The following is a 19,436-nucleotide window of genomic DNA, read 5'->3' on the forward strand; positions in this document are numbered from 1 at the left end:
CGCCCCGGGATAAAGCTGAGGCGCATGACTCACTTACCGAGACCCGGCACGGGTCTGTCCACCAAGCGGCTCCGGGCCGGGAGCAAGGGGCGGCCCCCAGCCCGGCGCGCGGCGCGGCGGGTGGTCGCGGCGCTTGTGACCTGCGTGCTGGCGGGCACTCTGCTCGTCGCGAGCGGCGGCACGGCGCAGGCCGCAAACCCCGACACCCACCGTACGGCGACGTGGAACATGCAAAACGGGCGGGACCGGTGGGCCGGCGCGTACGGCCTCGCGCGGACGAACTCCGTGGTGGCGCTCCAAGAGGTCCCCGACGTCCAGCCCGCCGCTGCCAGATACCTCGGCATGCGCGGCACCGTCCGCGTCTACGAGTGGCAGGAATCCAGCCGCGACCCGGTGCGCTACCTGCACATCCTGGACCAGAACTCGCAGAACCTCGCGATCATCACCTCCTGGTGGCCCGAGGACGTGCTGGAGGTGCCCGGCGTCTACCGCTCGGCCCTCGCGGTCGGCAACATGGACGACAACGTCCTCTTCGCCGCCGTCCACGCCTCCGCCGACGGCGGCTCCGACGCCGCGTCCCTGGTGCGCCGGGTCGCGCGGGCCGCGTACGACGAGGTGTACACGAACTGGGCAGTCCTCGGCGACTTCAACCGCCCGCCGGACCGGCTGCGGGTTTCCGGCCTCCCCCTGGGCTCGTACATCTACAACCCGGGCCAGGCCACCCAGCGCAGCGGAGGCGAGCTGGACTACATGGTCTCGAACCTCCAGACCGACAACTGGCAGGCCACCGTCGAGGGCAACCCGGGCAGCGACCACTGGCCCGTCCGCTTCGGCTCGCTGCGCGCCGCCGCCGGACCCCGCGAGCTGACCATCCACCCGGAGAACAGCGACACGCGGGTGCTGGACGTCTACGAGGGCCAGGACCGCAACGGCAGCCACGTCATCATCTACGACCCCAACGGCGCCGCCAACCAGCGCTGGCGCCTCTTCCAGATCGGCACCGCCGCCAGCGGCAAGCCCATGTACCGCGTCGTCAGCTCCGACAGCAACAAGTGCCTGGACGTCCAGGACGGCCTGCGCAGCGGGGCCGGCAGCTACCTCAACATCTGGGACTGCCACAGCCCCGGCGGCGAGCCCGACCCCCAGCGCGACACCCAGAACTTCACCCTGGAGCACCCCGTCACCTCGATGCCCAACTTGACGATGCTCCGCAACAACGCCACCGGCCTGTACGCCAACATCGACCACGGCGGTACCGGCAACGGCACCTGGGCCATCCAGTGGCCCGACCAGAGCGGCCAGTTCCCCGTCCCCAACGAGTCCTTCTACCTCCACCCGATCGACTGATCCACCAGCGCCCGGCCCCGGCAGCCGGGGCCGGGCGGATGCCTCACCTGTCGTCCGGTTCGTCCAGCGGCTCGTCCTGGACGCGCAGCGCCGCGATCCACAGCGGCAGCAGATGGTGCAGCACCGCGAGGAAGACCGCCGTGACGGCCAGCGGAACGGACAGGTCCCGCGGATCGTCACCGGTTGAGGTGGTGACGAAAAAACCCAGCAGGGCGGCGGCCATCAGCCCCGAAGTGGCCCGGTGGGCCCGCGAGTAGACGATGCCGCGCTCGGCGAGCTGCCGTTCGTCCAGCACACGGGCGCGCAGTTCCAGCAGCCCCCGCGTCATGGAGTTGAGCAGTCCGGTGGCCGGAATCCAGACCAGCAGCGCGACCAGCGGCACGGCCAGCAGCCATGTGCGGCCCGTGGCGCAGCCGGCCGTCATGCCCGCCAGAGCTACGGCGGTGACGACGGCATGCGTCGCCACGATGCCGCGCCGGGCCGCGCGGGTGGCGTGGTACCGCTTGATGCGCGGATCGTTCATGGTCCTGAACGACCATGTGTCGTAACGGGTCGCGTGGATGTTCATCGGACGCTCTTCCTTCCGCCGGCGTCGCCGTACAGCTCGTCGGTGAGCGGGCGGAACGGCTCCAGGGAGAACAGGGCCTCCACCGGCAGCCCGAAGTAGCCGGCGATACGCAGGGCCAGATCGAGGCTCGGGTTGTACTGCCCGCGCTCGATGTAGCCGACCGTCTGATAGTGCGCCCCGACCGCCTCGGCAAGCTGCTGCCGGGAAACACCACGCTCGGCCCGCACCACCGCCAACCTGTTGTGCACGTGCTCGCTCATGTATAAGAACTACTACATTCATGAGCAGCTACACAACAGAAAAGCACAGAAGCAGAACGGCTCACGGCTCACGGCTCACGGCTCACGGCTCACGGCTTACGGCTTACGGCTTACGGCTTACGGCCGACGCCCCCGTACAGCGGCACCTCCTGCCGCTCCTCCAGTGCCGGGGCCTCGGGGCGCCACCGGGGGCAGGGGACGACGCCGGGCTCGATCACCTCCAGGCCGTCGAGAAAGGCGGCCACCTGCTCCGGGGTGCGGGGCTGGTAGGGCACGGACCCGCTGCGGTTGTAGCCCTCCAGGGCCTTCACATACTGGGGGTCGGTGTTCGTACCGTCCCGCACCGCCAGGTAGCTGCCCGAGGGCAGGTCCCGCATCAGGCGCCGCACGATCGCACGGGCCTGCTCGTAGTCGGGGACGTGCGCGAGGATCCCCATCAGCATCACCGCGACCGGCTTGTCCAGATCCAGGGTCGAGGCGGCGGCCCGGAGGATCTCCCCCGGCTCGCGCACATCGGCGTCCACATAGCGGGTGGCGCCCTCCGGAGCGCTGGTGAGCAGGGCGTTCGCGTGCGCGAGCACCAGGGGGTCGTTGTCCACGTAGACGATGTGCGACTCGGGGGCGACCCGCTGGGCGACCTCGTGCGTGTTGTCCACGGTCGGCAGGCCCGTGCCGATGTCGAGGAACTGGCGAACGCCCGCCTCCTCGGCCAGATACCGCACGGTACGCCCGATGAAGTGCCGGCCCACCCGCGCGAGGGTCGTCATCTCCGGGAAGACCTCCCGCACCCGCTCACCCGCGCGCCGGTCGGCCTCGTAGTGGTCCTTGCCGCCGGTCCAGTAGTCCCAGATCCGCGCCGAATGCGCCACCGTGGCGTCGATCCGGTCCACGGACTCCCGCTCGTGAGGGCCCTCGGTCATCGCGCTCTCCCGCTCGCTCGGCTGCCGTTGCCCCACAACTTAGGGCGCGGACACCGTCACACAAGTCCGGGTGAATTTCCCGGGCGGACGTTCGCCCCGCAAGCATTGCGAGCGCAGTCGGTCAAGTTAGGCTTCACCCCATACGGAAACGTTCATCTGCCTTGCTATGTCGAGGACTTGTGGTCAGAACCGGAGGAACTGTGACGCACACCAATGAGGAGGTGGCCCGTCTCTACGAGTCCAGCGGATCCGGGCTGTCCGGCCTGCGGACGGACGAGGCCCACTCGGCGCGCATGTACGACTTCCTCCTCGACGGCAAGGACAACTACCCCCCGGACCAGGAGGCCGCCCAGAAGGCGATCGCCGCGTTCCCGACGCTGCGCGTCGCGGCCCGCGAGAACCGCGCCTTCCTCGGCCGCGCCGTACGCCACGTGGTCCGGGAAACCGGGATCCGCCAGTTCCTCGACATCGGCTCCGGGCTGCCGACCGCCCAGAACGTGCACCAGGTCGCACAGCAGCACGACCCCGAGGCCCGCGTCGTGTACGTCGACAACGACCCCATAGTCCTGGCCCACGGGCACGCGCTGCTCTCCTCCGACGCGCGGACGACCGTCATCAACGCCGACATCCGCGATCCGCAGGCGATCACCGAGCACCCCGAGACGCGGTCGCTGATCGACTTCACCCAGCCGGTGGCCGTACTCGCGGTGGCGATCTTCCACTTCATCTCGGACGAGGAGGACCCCGCCGGGATCATCGCGCGGATCCGCGAACACCTCGTCCCCGGCAGCGTGCTCATCCTCTCCCACGCCACGGCCGAGATCTCCCCCGAGACCGCGCTCGGCGTCCAGACCGCCTACCGGGCCCAGGGCGTACCGCTCACCCTGCGCGACCGCGCGGAATTCGCCGAGATGTTCGCGGGCTGTGAACTCATCGAGCCGGGCATCCAGGTGGTCTCCGACTGGCGCGCGACCGTCCCGGAGGCCGACCGCCCCACGCACGCCGAGGTCTCCTGGTACGGCGGCGTCGGACGCCTGCTCTAGACATACCTGGGCAGCACCGCGAAGGGCCCCATGGCGCCATGGCGGGCAGCCCGCATCGGGACGGTCAGCCCGGCACCGTGCCCAGGCCCGCACACACGCGGCACCGCACCCCCGCCCGCACGCACACGCGCCGCCGCTCCCGGCAGGGAACGGCGGCGCGGACGGGCGAACAGCCCTGTGCTCAGGAGGCGGAGGTCACTCCCACTCGATGGTCCCCGGCGGCTTGCTGGTGACATCGAGCGTGACGCGGTTGATCTCGGAGACCTCGTTGGTGATCCGCGTCGAGATACGGGCCAGCACGTCGTACGGCAACCGCGACCAGTCGGCGGTCATCGCGTCCTCGGAGGAGACCGGACGCAGCACCACCGGATGCCCGTAGGTGCGCGCGTCACCCTGGACGCCCACGCTGCGCACCTCCGCGAGCAGCACGACCGGGCACTGCCAGATGTCCCGGTCCAGCCCCGCCGCCGTCAGCTCCTCGCGGGCGATCGCGTCCGCCGCGCGCAGCAGGTCCAGCCGCTCCCGGGTGACCTCGCCGACGATCCGGATGCCCAGCCCCGGGCCCGGGAAGGGCTGACGCTGGACGATCTCGTCCGGCAGGCCCAGCTCCTGGCCGACCATCCGGACCTCGTCCTTGAACAGCTTGCGCAGCGGCTCGATCAGCTCGAACTCGATGTCCTCGGGCAGACCGCCCACATTGTGGTGCGACTTGATGTTGGCGGTACCCGTACCGCCCCCGGACTCGACCACGTCCGGGTAGAGCGTGCCCTGCACCAGGAAGGCGACCGGCTCGTCGCTGGGCGCCTCCGCGATGATCTCGGCCTGGGCCGCCTCGAAGACCCGGATGAACTCCCGGCCGATGATCTTCCGCTTCTCCTCCGGGTCGGAAACCCCCGCCAGCGCGCCCAAGAAGCGCTCGGAGGCATCGACGACCTTGAGCTTGGCGCCCGTGGCCGCGACGAAGTCCTTCTCGACCTGCTCGGTCTCGCCCTGACGCATCAGCCCGTGATCGACGTACACACAGGTCAGCTGCGGCCCGATCGCCCGCTGCACCAGCGCGCCGGCGACCGCCGAGTCCACCCCGCCGGACAGCGCGCAGATCGCCCGCCTGCTGCCGACCTGCGCCCGCACGGCCTCGACCTGCTCATCGACGATGCTCGCCGTCGTCCACGACGGGGTCAGACCGGCACCCCGGTAGAGGAAGTGCTCCAGCTCCTGCTGCCCGAATGTGGAATGCATCACCTCGGGGTGGTGCTGGACGCCGTACAGCTTGCGCTCGTCGTTCTCGAACGCCGCCACCGGCACCAGCGCGCTGGACGCGGTGACGGTGAAGCCCTCCGGTGCCGCCGAGCAGGCGTCGCCGTGCGACATCCACACCTGCTGCTCGGCCGGAGTGCCCTCGAAGAGGGTCGAGGACGGCTTGGAGACCGCCAGCTCCGTGCGGCCGTACTCCCGGCTGCCGGTGTTGTCGACGGTGCCGCCCAGCGTGGTCGCCATCAGCTGGAAGCCGTAGCAGATGCCCAGGACCGGAACCCCGGCCTCGAAGAGCGCACGGTCGAGCGAGGGCGCACCCTCCGCATACACGGAGGAGGGGCCGCCGGACAAGATGATCGCCTTCGGATTCTTGGCGAGCATCTCGGCGACCGGCATGGTCGAGGGCACGATCTCGCTGTAAACCCGCGCCTCACGCACCCGGCGCGCGATGAGCTGGGCGTACTGCGCGCCGAAATCGACGACGAGGACGGTGTCCGGAGCGGGATCGGACGGTGAGGAAGCCACGGAGCTGGCCTTTCGGCGGTGAAGCGGGGTCTGGCACCGATGATAACGGTGCCAGACCCCGCAACCTCCGCCTCCGTCCCGCCGCGACCTTCCACCGCGACGACGGGACGCCCCCTCTCCCTGCCGCCTCTCTGCCGCGACGCACTCTCCTCCCGCCGCGACGGTGGACGCCCGACGGACCTGACCGGCGGTGCCGAACGAGGTCGCACGACCGCCCCACCGTCCGGACACCGCCGGACACCACCGTCGTGGCAACCGCCCTCGCGACGGAAAGCGGAAAGCACAAACGGAAAGCACAAACGGAAAGCAGAAAGCGGCAAGCGCCCCATCGCGGGGAGCCCCCAAGGGCTCCCCGCACACGAACAGAGCGAAGCTCACCCGCGCGGAGACGGGCCGCGAGGCCCATGCGGCATACTGGGGGGCATGTTCGCGCAGACTCGATTCTGGTTTACCTATGGCATCGGCCCGTCCGGCTGCCATGGTCGTCGTCGATCCGTGTGAACCACTGACACTCACGACTCAACCAGGCGCCCCGGGCCGATCAAGGCCCGGGGCGCCGGTATGTTCGCTCCAGGGCCGCAGCGGCCCGCGGGCTCCCCGGACCCAAGGAGCAGCCGGATGACCAGCACCACTTCCCTCGGCGAGAACCACACGGACCCCACCGCGATCCCCACCGCGACCCCCTCCGCGAGCCCCGCCCCGACCCCCGCCGGACTCGGCGACGACACCGGAAGGGCCATCGCCGCCGAGCGGGCCCGGATCGACGCCCTTGACGCCCGCCTCATCGCGCTCGTGCGCGACCGGATGGAGGTCTCCGAACACATCCAGCGGGTGCGTCTCGCAGCCGGTGGCAGGCGGGTGCATCTGGCCCGGGAGATGGAAATCCTCGATCACTACAGCAGCGAGCTGGGCCGTCCCGGCCGAGATCTGGCGATGACACTGCTCGGCCTGTGCCGGGGCCGGTGAGGCCGGGCGCCCCGGTAAGGCCACAACGGCCGCCGGGCTCCTCACCCGTACGGCGCGTGACCGCCCCGAAGGGGCTTCGTTGGATGGGGTGTCCCTGATGTCCGCCGGGCGCCCGGCGGCGAATGGGGCGGCGTCATCGGAGTGATGAGACGCCCGGCCTCCCCGGGAGGGGAGTCCGGAGGCGTCGTGGGACCTCGCTCCGGTGCTGTGACCGGACAGCAGGGGACAGCAGCCCGGTCACGAACAGCGGCCGGTCCCGGGGACGCTCTGGGCCGGCCGCTCCGCGGACTCTCCCCTGACACCCCGTCAACTCCCCCGGCTTCTCCACGCGTTACCGCGCGCCGCCGCGTCCCCGCGTCCCCCACGTCTCCGCCTACCTCGACTTCCCTGGTGAACGCCGCATTCCGCGAAGGAACCCGCGCGGGCCGGCGGCCGTCCAGTCGAAGAGTGAGACGGTCGGGCGGACTGCGTCGAAATGGTTGCGCGGCACGAGCCGCATCCACCACGATGCTGTGAGCGAACTCCCCGCCCGGCCCGCCAGTTGGTGCGGTGCGGCAGGGAGCCACCATTGGTCCGAACACCGGCGGCGCTACCCCCCGGCGCCGCCGTCCGCAGCACCGGCGCTGCCCTGACGCCGGTGCTGACCGCCAAGGGCCCCGAGGCCGCCGCCCTTCACCCGGCCGGCACCCCGGGGCCCTTCGCCTTGTGACGGCTCGGCCACGTGAACCCCCGTAGCTGCGTGCCGCCGACACGGTACGCAGCCCGGCGGCTACTCCTGGCCGGAGGCTTCGGATACGGGGGCCTCGGACACGTGGACCTCGGCCACCGGAACCTCCGGTACGGGGACCTCGGGTACCGGGAGTAGGGGCAGACGGAGGGCGCCGAAGGCTTCTTCGGGGACGACGGGGTGCTCCGGGGGGACCGGGGTCAGGCGCTCGTAGGGGGCTTCCTGCGCGGGGCGCGGGTCCGTGCCGCCCTTGTTGGGCCAGAAGGACATGGCGCGTTCGGCCTGGGCCGTGATGGTGAGGGAGGGGTTCACGCCGAGATTGGCGGAGACGGCCGAGCCGTCCACGACGGAGATGCCGGGGTGGCCCCAGAGCCGGTGGTAGGGGTCGATGACCCCGCTCTCGGCGCTGTCCCCGATGGGACAGCCGCCCAGGAAGTGCGCGGTGAGCGGGGTGCCCATCAGCTCGCCCACGTTGGTGCCGGGGAAGCCGTTGATCTCCTCGGCGAGCACCCTGGCGGCCTCGGCGCCCTCGGGTATGTGCACGGGGTTGGGCGCACCATGCCCCTGACGGGCCGTCAGGATACCTTTGCCGAAGCCCTTGTCCTTGCGGTAGGTGGTGAGGGAGTTGTCATGCGTCTGCATGACGAGGCCGATGATGACGCGCTCCGACCACTTGCGGGCCGAGAGGGAGCGTGCGAAGAGCCCCGGATGGCGCAGGCACGTCACGAGGTAGGCCAGCACACCGGGGAGCTTCGCCTGAAGGCCGTGCGGGACTTGCAGCGTGGTGAGCGCGCTCATCGAGTTGGACCCCTTGCCGTAGCGGACGGGCTCGATGTGCGTGGTGGCGTTGGGGTGGACGGAGGAGGTGATGGCCACTCCCTTGGTGAAGTCCGGCTCCGCGCCCTTGCCCCACTTCTTGCGGTAGCGGCCCGGTACGGTCTGCGCGCCCACCAGGGCCTCGGAGTTGGTACGGGTCAACTCCCCCAGGCGCGGCGAGAGGCGGGGCAGCGTGCCCGCGTCCCGTACGCGGTGCAGCAGGGTCTGGGTGCCGTAGGTGCCCGCCGCCAGGACGACATGGCGGGCACGCAGGATCTTCGGGCGGGCACCGCGCCGCTTGTCGGTGCGGACGACCGCCACCTCGTACCCTCCGGAACCGGAACCGGAACCGGAACCGGAACCGGAACCGGAAGCGGAACCAGGCCCGCGCCCGGAACTCCCGGCATCCGGCGCGCCACCGGACCGCGAAGCATCCGGCGCGCCACCGGACCGCGAAGCATCCGGCGCGGCCCCGGAACTCCCGGCATCCGGTGCGGCCGACGCGGACAGCGCGCCCGCGCCGCGCTCGCGGATACCGACGGCCGTGGTCAGGGCGCGGATCTCGGCTCCGGCGCGTTCGGCGAGGTGGAGATAGTTCTCGTTGAGGGTGTTCTTCGCACCCCGGCGGCAGCCGGTCATGCACTCCCCGCACTCCACACACGCCCGCCTGCGCGGCCCCGCGCCGCCGAAGTACGGGTCGGGGACGCTCTCCCCGGCGGCGGCCCGCGCGCCGTCGCCGTCCGCGTCCTGGCCGTCGCCGAAGAAGACGCCCACCGGGGCCGGATGGAAGCTCTCCCCGTAGCCCATCCGTTCCGCCGCCGCCTTCAGGTGCACGTCCGAGGGCGTCATGGTCGGGTTCAGCCGTACGCCGAGCATCCGGCGTGCCTGGTCGTAGAACGGGGCCAGTTCCGCCTGCCAGTCGGTGATGTGTCCCCACTGCCGGTCCTCGAAAAAGGGGCGCGGCGGGACGTACAGGGTGTTCGCGTAGTTCAGCGAGCCGCCGCCCACCCCGGCACCTGCCAGGATCATGACATTCGCCAGCAGGTGGATCCGCTGGATCCCGTACAGGCCCAGCGAGGGCGCCCACAGGAAGTTCTTCACGTCCCAGGAGTTCTTGGGCAGTTCCTCGCGCGTGAAGCGCCGGCCCGCCTCCAGTACACACACCCGGTAGCCCTTCTCCGACAGCCGCAGCGCGGAGACCGCACCGCCGAAGCCCGAGCCCACCACCAGCACGTCGTAGTCGAACGGGCCGTCGGGAACCGCGTCCGTATCGGAGGCGGGGCCGGGGCCGGCCTCCGGATCCGCCTTTTTCCGGGCAGGGTTGGGCTGGGACATGGCGAGCCTCCGGTTCAACGTCGAACAGGCTGAACAGTGGTGGTGCAACGGGGCGGCGCCGCCCCTGGCGGCGCACGCTCAGCGCAGCCGCAGCGCCTTGAGTGCCTTGAGGGAACGGGACATGAACGCGGCGTACTTCTCGTCGTCCATCCCCAGCGACGGCGCAATGGGCAGCACCCGCTGATGGGCGACGGTCTGCGGCTCGGTGTACTTCAAGATGCCCTCCGCGCCGTGCCGCCGGCCCAGACCCGAGTCCCCCATGCCGCCCATCGGGGCCTGCGCGCTGCCGTAGGCGGCGGCGTAGCCTTCGTTGACGTTGACCGTGCCGGTGCGCAGCCGGGCGGCGATCCGCCGCGCCTGCCCGCCGTTGCCGCCCCACACGCTGGAGTTGAGACCGTAGGGGGAGGCGTTGGCCAGCTCGACGGCCTCGTCCACGTCCGAGTAGCGGTAGACGGAGACGACCGGCCCGAAGGTCTCCTCGCCGCACACCGCCATCGGCGCCTCGACGCCCTCCAGCACGGTGGGCTCGTAGAACAGCGGCCCGATGTCCGGGCGCGGGCAGCCGCCGGCCAGCACGGTGGCGCCCTTGGCGACGGCGTCCTCGACGTGCCGGGCGACGGTCTCCAACTGGCGCCGGGAGACCAGCGAGCCCATGTCGGCTCCGTAGGCGAGCGAGGCGCCCAGCCGCATCGCGCGCGTCCGGGCCACGAAGCGCTCCAGGAAGGCTTCGGCCACCGACTCGTGGACGTAGAGGCGTTCGATGGAGACGCACAGCTGCCCGGCGGAGGAGAACGCTCCGCGTACGGCGCCCGCCGCCGCCTTGTCGAGGTCGGCGTCCGGCAGCACGAGCATCGCGTTCTTGCCGCCCAGCTCCAGCGAGCAGCCCACCAGCCGGGCCGCGGCGCGCTGGGCGACCTCGCGGCCGGTGCGGGTGGAGCCGGTGAAGGAGACGTAGTCGCCCCGGTCGGCCACCTCGGGGCCGACCACGGGCCCGTCACCGAGGACGACCTGCCACACGCCCTCCGGCAGCCCCGCCTCGACCAGCACCTGCCGGGCCCACAGCGCGGTCAGCGCCGTCTCGGTGTCCGGCTTCATCACCACCGCGTTGCCGGCCGCGAAGGCGGGCAGCGCGTCACCGACCGACAGCTCGAACGGGTAGTTCCAGGGCGCGATCTGTCCGACGACGCCGCGCGGGTGGCGCAGTTCGGTGACCTTGGTCAGCACCGGGAGGGCGCCGGTATGGCGCTTGGGCCGCAGATACGCGGCGGCCTTGCGCCCGTAGTGGCGGGCGGCGACGGCGACCGCCTGCACCTCCTCGTGGGCGTGCAGGCGGGCCTTGCCGGTCTCCAGCTGGATGAGGTCGAGGACCTCCGACTGGCGGTCGAGCACCAGGTCGTGGAAGCGCAGCAGCGCGGCGGCCCGCTGCCGGACGGGGGTGGCGGCCCAGGCGCGCTGCGCCGCGCGCGCCGCCTCGAACGCCGCCGCGACATCCTCCGGGGTGGACTCGGGCAGTTCGGCCAGCACTTCCCCGGTGAAGGGGGTATGGCTGCTGGTCTTGCCGCTGCCCGTGACGCCCCGGGAGAGCGCGGCGACGAGGGACGGGGTGACCACGTCCGCCGCCGTGCGCACCCCCGAGGGCGCGGGGGCGACGGGGTTCCCGGCGGGGCGGCGGGTGCGGCCGGTCACTGGCGCGGTCGCGGGCTCCGCCTCCGGAGCTGCGGCCGGATCCGTCTCCGTGGCCGCGGCCGGGGCCGTCCCCGTGGCCGCGGCCGTCTCCTTCGCGGTGGCGGGGCCCGGTTCCGACGCGGTGGCGGGGCCGGCGCTGTCCTGCGAGTCCGTCATGCGACCGAGAGTACGACTCGCGGCGCCGGGCCGTATACCCAGCGGTAACCCCTTTTCACGGAATCTGCCAGCAATCACTGGCAGAGCTGCGCGGCGCGGGCCCCCCGCACCTTGTCCGAGTTGACGTAGGTCAACTCGTGCCGCCGTCGGCGGGGTCCGGTGGAAACCGCGGCAGGAGACGAGACGGCCGCGCGCACGGCACCGGCGCGGATACGCGCCGGTCAGCGGCGGGCGGCACGGTAGGTGTCGGCGACCGCCTCGAAGTGACGGTCGATCTCCCTCTTACGACTCTCCGAGCCGATGACGAGCAGCACGTGGTAGCGCCCGTCGAGGATCATCGCGCGGTTGCGCGCGTACACCTCCCGGCCGCCCTGCTCGCGCCAGGTGAAGGTGCCCTCGGCCATCGCCGTGCTGCCCACGTCGATGCGCCGCAGGCCGCCCGTGCTCGCCCAGTCCGCGGCACGGTAGGCGGCCAGTTCGGGCTCGTGTTCGCTCTGGTACGCCATGGGGTCCTTGCCGAACTTCTTCGTGGTGTCGCGGCCGTTGGCGAGGACCATCTCGACCTCGCCGCCGTTGTAGCGCACCTGGCCGCGCCCGTTGGCCGCACGCCGGTCCCACTTCTGCGGCACGGCGATCTCGAAACCGGCGGGATCGCGGCTCATCTTGTACCCCTTGGGGGCCTTCGAGGACGACGCTCCGCCGGCCTCCCCCAAGCCCTTTTCCGAACCCTTCTTCCTCCCGGAGGAGCCCTTGCCGCCCTCGGTGTCACCGGATGCCCCGGATTTCCCGGCCGCACCGGATGCCCCGGGCTTTCCGTCCGGGCCGCCGCCCTCCTCGGGGACGACGACGGAGCCCTTCTGCTCGCCGCCGCTCCGCTCCTGGCCGGGCATGAACAGCATCGCGAACAGCACGGCCGCCGTCAGCCCCAGCAGCACCAGCCCGAGCAGCAGCCGCCCGAGTCGCCGTGGACCGGCGCCGCCCTCCTGCCCGGGCGAGCGCGTCTTCTTGTGACGGTGCTGCCGCTGCCGTTGCCGCTGTTGCTCACGCATCGGCTCAGGGCCGGAACCCGGGCCGTGGTCGTGGCCGGAATCGGGGCCGGGGCCAGGACCAGACTCCAGCGTCTCCGGTTCGCCCTGCGAAGGGGAGCCGCGATCGGGCACGGAAGCCTGTTTCCGCTCGCGTCCGGATCCGGGGACGCGCTCGCCGCGAGTCGCGGCTGCGGCGAGCCGTCTGTCGCGGCGGCGTCTGCGCACCAGTTCGCCGCGCCGCCGCACGATCGGCAGCCGCCTGGGGTCGGACGGCTCGCCGGGCCCCAGCGAGGGAGGCGCCGTCACCGTGCGCAGGCCCACCTCCGGCTCGGGCGCCGAGCGGATCAGCGACCGCAGCCAGCCGCGCAGCTCCTCGAAGTCCGGCCGCTCGGTGGGGTCCTGGCGCATCAGCGACTCGACGACAGGCCGCAGCGGACCGCAGTCCTCCGCGAAGGCGGGCGGCTCGGCGCACACCATCTGCACCAGCTCCGCCGCGCTGTCCTCCGGGTAGGGCGCGTGGCCCTGTACGCAGCGGAAGAGCAGAACACCCAGCGCCCACAGGTCGGCCGCGGGGCCCACGGGCGGGGCCAGCCGCCAGTTCTCGTACACAGGGCCGGCCTGCTCGGGTGCCCAGCGCTCGGTGACGGGCCCGACGACGGTCATCCGCGCATGCCGGGCCCGCTCGGCCGCCAGCGCGGTCGCCGGCCCCCGATACCGCCCCTCCCCCACCTCCTCAAGCCCCCACGGCCGCTCCTCATCGTCTTCGGACTCGGCGAACGCGTCGGGCTCAGCGAACGCGTCGGGCTCAGCGAACGCGCTCCCAGGTGCGGCGTCGCTGCCGTACGCGGCGTCGCTGCCGTGCATGGCGCCGCCCTCGTACGCGGCGCCATCCCCGTACACGACGTCGGTACCGCCCCCGTACGGAGAATCCGCGTCGTACGGGGAATCCGCGTCGTACGGGGTGCCGGGCGGCGGCTCGAAGATGCGGAGCCCTTCGTTCTGACCGGTATCCGGCTCGCCGCCCCGCTCCGGGCTCTCGTCCCTGTCCCTGTCCCGGCCCGGGTCCGGGGCGGGGTGCGTCCCCGACCCGGCGTCCGCTTCGACCACGCGGGGCTGCCAGGACGCCGGGACACTGCGGCTGCCGCCGGTACGCGCGCCCGGCAGCGCGGTCGGGCCGCTCGCCGGCCCGGTACGGCCCTGCCCGTACGGGCCCGTGGCGCGCGGGCCGTAGACCTCGTCCGGCGCGCTCCGGGGGGCGCCGCCCCGCTCCTCGCTCTCCAGCGAGCCGGGCCGGACCTCGTCCTCGTCGGAGGGCAGCCAGCGCACGTCGTCGTCGAGGGCGCGCCCCGGATCGCCCTGTCCCGGGGCCCTGCCACCGCTCGCCTGCCCCGGGGAGGTGGACCACCAGTCGGTGACGGGCGGCTCCCGGCCGTCACCGGAACCGGCGGGCCGCACGCCCTCGCGTGCCCCGCTCTGCCCCGAACCGCTCTCGTGCGCCCCGCCCTCACGGAACTCCGCAGCCGCACGCTGCGCCCCGGCGCGGTAGGCCGCGATGGCGCCACGTCTGGCGGCCCGCGCGGAGGCTCCCTCGTCGAGGGCGTCGAGGGCTTCAGCGGCGCCGACGGCCCGGAAACCCGGGGCGCCCGGGGCGCCCGGGGCGCCCGGGGCGCCCGGCGCGCCGCCTTCACCGCCGGATGCGTCCGCCTGCGGCTCCGCGCCCTCGACCGGCGACTCGAACTGCGGCTCGACGCCCTCGAAGCCGAAGATGCCCCTGCCGCGCGCCGCGCCGCGCGCGGGCCCGTACCCCGGCCGCTGCCCGGTGCCACCGGCCGGTCCGCTCTCGCGTGCGGGGAAGCCCTCGGGCAGCGGCCGGCCCGTCCACGTCGCGGGCCCGCCCCGCCCTTCGGAACGTTCGGAGCCCGGGGCACCCGTGGAGCCGGTGCCGGGGTCCGCGAAACCCGTGGAGCCCGAGGGGTCGGCGCGGCCCGTGTGGTGCGGCTGGTCAGCGAAGTCCTGGGCGCCCGCGCCCCCGGCGGCGTCACCCGTACGGGTACGAGTACGGGAACGGCCGCGGGAAGCGCCCTGGGCCTCCGCACGCACGGGCCCCGGGCCGCCCGCCGCCGGGCCGCCGTCGGGCGCGCTCTCCCGCGAACTTCCGCCGGGCGGCAGCGGGTCGTAGCCGCACAGCGCCTCCTCGGCGGCGCCCACGGCCAAGCCGGTGAGCAGGGCGCGGCCGTCCTCGCAGATGAGGACCGTGCGGGCGGTGATGTTGCGGTGGGTCCAGCCGCGCGCGTGCACGATCCGCAGCGCTGCCAGCAGGTCGGCGGCGATCTCGGCGGCACGGTGCGCGCCCAGTGGGCGTTCGGCCAGCAGCGCGGCGAGGGGCCGCGAGGGCACCAGTTCGCTCACTATCCACAGTCCGTCCGCCTCGACGAACACGTCGAATACCTGGTCGAGCCGGGGATGGTCGGGCACCTGCGAGGCGGCGACGGCGGCCTCGACGGCCCGGCGCACCACGGGATCGGCGGGCCTGCGGGTGGCGCGGCCCGCGAAGCCGTACGGCGGCCCGTCCGGATCCTGGCCGTGGCCGTGGCCGTGGGCACCGACGGTGCCGTAGCCGTCGGCGGGGCCGTAGCCATCAGCCGGGACGCCGTCGGGCCTGGCGTCCATGACCTCGGCGTCCACGACCTCGGGCAGTGGCACCTGGCGTACGAGGACTTCCTGGCCGCTGGCGGTGTCCCAGGCGAGCGACTCGGCGAGTTCGTACTCGTCGGCGGGAGGAAGCGGCAGGCGATAGCGGTCGGCCAACAGCCGCCCCGCATAACCTTCGTATTCCTCCACGACGCCTCCCCACCGTGCGCGAGACCGTCAATTCCGTTCGCTTCCCGCATCATTGCGGAGGTTTTACGGTCCGCGCCCTTCACGATACGTGCCAGGACCACCTCGCGCGCCCGTACAGCCCACTCCGCGGGCCCGGTCCCCGGCCCATCCGTTCCACCACCCCGCCCTGACCCACCCGCCCCACGGCCCGCCCGATCCGCCACACCCTCCGGTCACCCGGTGAGGCGGGGCGGGGCCCGGCTCCTAGGCCCTTCCCCGGAAGGGCCGGTCCGGAACCAGCCGGTGTCCCACCAGCGCGTGCGAAACAGCCGCACCCCGCACTCCGCCCCCGCACGCCCCTCGCGCCCATACCGCACCTCCCGCACCTCCCCCGCCCCGCGCCTCCCGGAAGCGCGCCCGCCTCACCCGTGACGGGCACGAAGGAGCCCGAAAGCGCAGTATTACGAGGAGGATTGCCCGGATTCCCTGCGTGATTCTGCGCGAAACAAGCGGGTTTCACGCAAGAGCGAACTCTTGACAGCCGTCGAGACGGTGGGTTTACTCCGGGACACGTCGCAGTCGAGCACTCGACGCCAGAGGTACGCCTAGCCGGTAGGTGGACGCGCTGCTCCGCAGCCCAGAAGCCACGAGCCCGGACTGAGTCGCCAGGAGCCATCGGCATCCGAGGCGGGGTCGTGCCCTCCATCTCTCTGGAGCTCGACGATGAAGCTCTTGCCCTCGCGCCGTGGTGTCCTGCGTGGTGGTGGAGCGCTGGCGCTGAGTACGGGCCTGGGCTCGGCGCTGACCAGCTGCTCCTCCACGGCGGACGACGGAGTCGGCCCGGACGGCCGCGTGACCATCGAGATGTGGCACGGCCAGAACGACACCGCGCGCGCCGTCCTCAAACGCCTGGCCGCCGACTTCGAGCGCACCCATCCCCACATCCGCATCGATCTGGGCGGCGGCGTCCTCGCCGACGCCATGCTCCAGAAGATCACCGCCGCGCTCGCCTCCGGCGCCTACCCGGACATCGCCTACGTCTTCGGCTCCGACCTGGCCAACGTGGCCCGCAGCCCGGAGACCGTGGACCTGACGGGGCGCCTCGGCTCGGACAAGGTGCCGTGGAAGAACTACTGGCCCTCCGCCCGCGCGGCCGTCACCATCAACGACCGGGTGCGCGCCTCGCCCGCGGTGCTGGACGCCCTCGCGGTCGTGTGCAACAAGAAGCTCTTCCAAGAGGCCGGGATCCCGCTGCCCGAAGCAGGCTGGACCTGGGACGACTTCATCGAGATCGCCAAGAAGCTCACCGACAAGGCCGGCGGCCGGTTCGGCACCGGCTGGCCCGGCACCGGCGACGAGGACACGGTCTGGCGGATCTGGCCCCTGCTCTGGGACCTGGGCGGCGACTTCATGGGCGAGGACGGGCGCAGCATCGGCTTCGCCGGCCAGGGGGCCCGCGCCCTGGGCGTCGTCCGGGACCTGGCCCGCGACAAGAGCGTCTACATCGACCCCAAGCCCGGCAGCGAGCAGCTCTACCAGGTCTTCAACTCCGGCCGGATGGGCATGGTGCCCACCGGCCCCTGGCAGCTCCCGGACATCCGGACGGCCAAAATCGACTACCACGTCGCCCCGCTGCCCAGCTTCTCCGGCAAGCCCGTCACCATTTCCGGGCCCGACACCTGGACGCTCTTCGACAACGGACCCGCGCGGTCCAAGGCGGCCCGCACCTTCATCAACTGGCTCGCCCAGCCCGCCCAGGACGTGCGCTGGGGTGTCGAGGCCGGCAGCCTGCCGCTCAGCCGCACCGCCGAGGCCGAGCCGGTCTGGCGGAAGCACACCAAGAGCGTCGAGGGGCTGACGGTCTTCACCAAGGCCCTGGAGACCGCGCGGGTCCGCCCGGCGCACCCCGCCTACCCCCAGGTCTCACAGGCCCTGGGGCAGGCCATCACCTCCGTGCTGCTGGGCCGGAGCACGCCCGCAGCCGCCATGCGCTCCTGCGCCGAGTCGGCCAACGCCGCCCTGCTCATCCCCCGCTGAGGAGCCCCCGATGCCGCCAACTCCCGCCCCGCTCACGGTGGCGCCCACCCCCGCACAGCACTCCCTTCGCCGGGCCCGCCGCCGCGAGTCGATGACCGCCTGGGCATGGATATCGCCCTCCGTGCTGATCATCCTCGGCCTCAGTGTCGTCCCGGTGATCTGGTCGCTGCTGCTGTCCTTCCAGGCCAACGACCTGGTCACTCCCAGCCGCTGGGTCGGCCTGGACAACTACCGTGCGCTGGCCGCCGATCCGCACTTCAGCGAGGCCGTGCGCAACACCCTGGTGTACACGGTGCTGTATGTGCCGCTCAGCCTCGCCGGCGGGCTGCTGCTCGCGCTCGCGCTGAACCGGCGCATCCGGCTGGTCGGGATCTACCGCACCCTGATCTTCGTCCCGTTCGTGATCTCCGCCGCCGCCCAGGGCGTCCTGTTCTCCTTCATCCTCGACCCCGAGTTCGGCGCCGCCAACTCGCTGCTCTCCCGTATCGGGGTATCGGCGCAGGGCTTCTTGACCGATCCCAAGCAGGCGCTGCTGGTGCTGGTCGCCATCACGCTGTGGAGCGGCACCGGCTTCTGCGTCGTCGTCTACCTCGCCGCGCTCCAGGACGTACCGCAGTCCCTGATCGAGGCCGCGCGGCTGGACGGGGCGGGGCGGCTGCACCTGCTGCGCCATGTGACCTTGCCGACGCTCGCGCCGGTGTCGGTGTTCCTGGTGCTCTGGCAGATCATCCAGTCCCTCCAGGTGTTCGACCTGGTCTATGTCACCACCAAGGGCGGGCCGCTGGGCTCGACCACCGTGATCGTCTACTTCATCTGGGAACAGGCGTTCAAGAGCTTCACCGCCGGGTACGGGGCTTCCGCCGCATATGTACTGGCCGTCGCGCTGTGTGTGGCCGGCGGCGTGATGCGGTTCGTCTCCGGCCGTGCGGCACGGCGCGAGGAAGGAGCCGCACGATGACCGCCACCACGGTCGGACCGACGACCACCACCACCGGCAACGGGCCGGGCCCGGCCCCCGCCGCGGAGCCCGCGCCCGGACGCCGCCGCCGCGGGCTGCCGTTCAGCGGCTGGCATCTGCTGCTGGCCCCGCTCGCGCTGCTGTTCGCGATTCCGCTGATCTGGCTGCTGCTCAGCTCTGTGATGAGCGACGCCGAGATCAACAAGTTCCCGCCCGCGCTGTGGCCCTCCGGGATCCACCTCGACGGCTACCGCTATGTGCTGGGCAACGCGATGTTCCCGCGCTGGTTCCTCAACTCGCTGATCGTCTCCGTCGTCGCGGTCGCCTCCAACCTGCTGTTCGGGGCGCTCGGCGGATACGCCTTCGCCCGGATGCGGTTCGGCGGGTCGAAGATCTTGCTGATGCTGATGCTGGCCACGATGGCCATCCCCTTCCAGCTGACGATGATCCCGACGTTCCTGGTCATGAAGCGGCTCGGACTCATCGACACCCTCGGCGCCCTGATCGTGCCCTCGCTGGTGACGCCCTTCGCGGTGTTCCTGCTGCGGCAGTTCTTCCTCTCGCTGCCCAGAGAACTGGAGGAGGCCGCCTGGATCGACGGCTGTTCGCGGCTGCGGGTGCTGTTCACCATCGTGCTGCCGCTCTCCCGCCCCGCGCTGAGCACCGTCGCCGTGCTGACCTTCCTGACCACCTGGAACGACCTGACCTGGCCGCTGATCGCCATCAACCACGACACGCAATACACCCTCCAACTGGGCCTGACCACCTTCCAGGGGCAGCACCACACCAAGTGGTCCGCCGTCATGGCCGGGAACGTGATCACGGTGCTGCCCGTGCTGCTGGCCTTCCTCGGCGCGCAGAAGTCGTTCATCCGCTCGATCACCTCCACAGGGCTCAAGGGCTGACCGGAGCGGAACCGACCTCCCCGCTCCCCGGACTCCCCCTCCCCGCCGTCCCGTACCGCGCATCCCGCTCCTCCGCGGGTACCAC

14 protein-coding genes are annotated in these 19,436 nt (G+C 72.1%); 7 read left to right on the forward strand and 7 right to left on the reverse strand.

Annotated features, from left to right (window positions below):
* The first annotated feature begins 24 nt into the window (after positions 1–24).
* A complete protein-coding gene (locus ABD339_RS27920) occupies positions 25–1,347 on the forward strand; it encodes an RICIN domain-containing protein (RefSeq protein WP_344569867.1) in 1,323 nt (440 codons plus the stop codon).
* 43 nt (positions 1,348–1,390) lie between these two features.
* Here the strand turns inward: ABD339_RS27920 and ABD339_RS27925 are convergent, their stop codons facing one another.
* The 3 genes from ABD339_RS27925 to ABD339_RS27935 all read right to left on the reverse strand — a co-directional run bounded on the left by ABD339_RS27925 (position 1,391) and on the right by ABD339_RS27935 (position 3,095).
* Positions 1,391–1,915, reverse strand: coding sequence for a hypothetical protein (locus tag ABD339_RS27925; RefSeq protein ID WP_344569869.1), 525 nt, complete (start codon positions 1,913–1,915; stop codon positions 1,391–1,393).
* Positions 1,912–2,175 (reverse strand): helix-turn-helix transcriptional regulator, encoded by a 264-nt coding sequence (locus ABD339_RS27930; protein WP_344569870.1) that lies wholly within the window; start codon positions 2,173–2,175, stop codon positions 1,912–1,914. The genes ABD339_RS27925 and ABD339_RS27930 overlap by 4 nt, the downstream gene beginning before the upstream one ends.
* 110 nt (positions 2,176–2,285) lie before the next feature.
* Entirely contained in the window at positions 2,286–3,095 is an 810-nt protein-coding gene (locus ABD339_RS27935) for an SAM-dependent methyltransferase (RefSeq protein ID WP_344569871.1), read from the reverse strand.
* A 200-nt stretch (positions 3,096–3,295) separates the two neighbouring features.
* On the opposite strand from ABD339_RS27935, the gene ABD339_RS27940 reads away from it, so the two are divergent.
* Positions 3,296–4,138, forward strand: a complete 843-nt coding sequence (locus ABD339_RS27940) for an SAM-dependent methyltransferase (RefSeq protein ID WP_344569873.1) — start codon at positions 3,296–3,298, stop codon at positions 4,136–4,138.
* A 195-nt stretch (positions 4,139–4,333) separates the two neighbouring features.
* Here ABD339_RS27940 and guaA read toward each other — a convergent pair whose 3' ends face one another.
* A complete protein-coding gene (gene guaA / locus ABD339_RS27945; protein WP_344569875.1) occupies positions 4,334–5,917 on the reverse strand; it encodes a glutamine-hydrolyzing GMP synthase in 1,584 nt (527 codons plus the stop codon).
* Positions 5,918–6,535: 618 nt separating this feature from the next.
* On the opposite strand from guaA, the gene ABD339_RS27950 reads away from it, so the two are divergent.
* Together ABD339_RS27950 and ABD339_RS27955 are read left to right on the forward strand one after the other, a co-directional pair.
* Positions 6,536–6,883 (forward strand): chorismate mutase, encoded by a 348-nt coding sequence (locus ABD339_RS27950; protein ID WP_344569877.1) that lies wholly within the window; start codon positions 6,536–6,538, stop codon positions 6,881–6,883.
* A 568-nt stretch (positions 6,884–7,451) separates the two neighbouring features.
* Positions 7,452–7,592 (forward strand): hypothetical protein, encoded by a 141-nt coding sequence (locus tag ABD339_RS27955; protein WP_344569879.1) that lies wholly within the window; start codon positions 7,452–7,454, stop codon positions 7,590–7,592.
* Positions 7,593–7,652: 60 nt separating this feature from the next.
* On the opposite strand, the gene ABD339_RS27960 is transcribed toward ABD339_RS27955, so the two are convergent.
* The 3 genes from ABD339_RS27960 to ABD339_RS27970 form a co-directional block, all read right to left on the reverse strand.
* Positions 7,653–9,761, reverse strand: a complete 2,109-nt coding sequence (locus ABD339_RS27960; protein WP_344569881.1) for a GMC oxidoreductase — start codon at positions 9,759–9,761, stop codon at positions 7,653–7,655.
* A gap of 78 nt (positions 9,762–9,839) precedes the next feature.
* Positions 9,840–11,603: a succinic semialdehyde dehydrogenase gene (locus tag ABD339_RS27965; RefSeq protein ID WP_344569883.1), complete on the reverse strand. Its 1,764-nt coding sequence runs from the start codon at positions 11,601–11,603 to the stop codon at positions 9,840–9,842.
* A 221-nt stretch (positions 11,604–11,824) separates the two neighbouring features.
* The gene (locus ABD339_RS27970; protein WP_344569885.1) at positions 11,825–15,472 is read right to left on the reverse strand and encodes a hypothetical protein; all 3,648 of its coding nucleotides are present in this window, start codon (positions 15,470–15,472) and stop codon (positions 11,825–11,827) included.
* A gap of 702 nt (positions 15,473–16,174) precedes the next feature.
* On the opposite strand from ABD339_RS27970, the gene ABD339_RS27975 reads away from it, so the two are divergent.
* Genes ABD339_RS27975 through ABD339_RS27985 form a run of 3 tightly spaced genes read left to right on the forward strand, consistent with a single transcriptional unit; the run spans position 16,175 to position 19,351 of the window.
* Positions 16,175–17,488, forward strand: a complete 1,314-nt coding sequence (locus ABD339_RS27975) for an ABC transporter substrate-binding protein (RefSeq protein WP_344569887.1) — start codon at positions 16,175–16,177, stop codon at positions 17,486–17,488.
* A gap of 10 nt (positions 17,489–17,498) precedes the next feature.
* Positions 17,499–18,446: a carbohydrate ABC transporter permease gene (locus ABD339_RS27980; protein WP_344569889.1), complete on the forward strand. Its 948-nt coding sequence runs from the start codon at positions 17,499–17,501 to the stop codon at positions 18,444–18,446.
* The gene (locus ABD339_RS27985; RefSeq protein ID WP_344569891.1) at positions 18,443–19,351 is read left to right on the forward strand and encodes a carbohydrate ABC transporter permease; all 909 of its coding nucleotides are present in this window, start codon (positions 18,443–18,445) and stop codon (positions 19,349–19,351) included. The genes ABD339_RS27980 and ABD339_RS27985 overlap by 4 nt, the downstream gene beginning before the upstream one ends.
* The last annotated feature ends 85 nt before the right edge of the window (positions 19,352–19,436 follow it).

The sequence above is a fragment of the Streptomyces axinellae genome (genome assembly GCF_039532135.1).
Lineage (GTDB): Bacteria > Actinomycetota > Actinomycetes > Streptomycetales > Streptomycetaceae > Streptomyces > Streptomyces axinellae.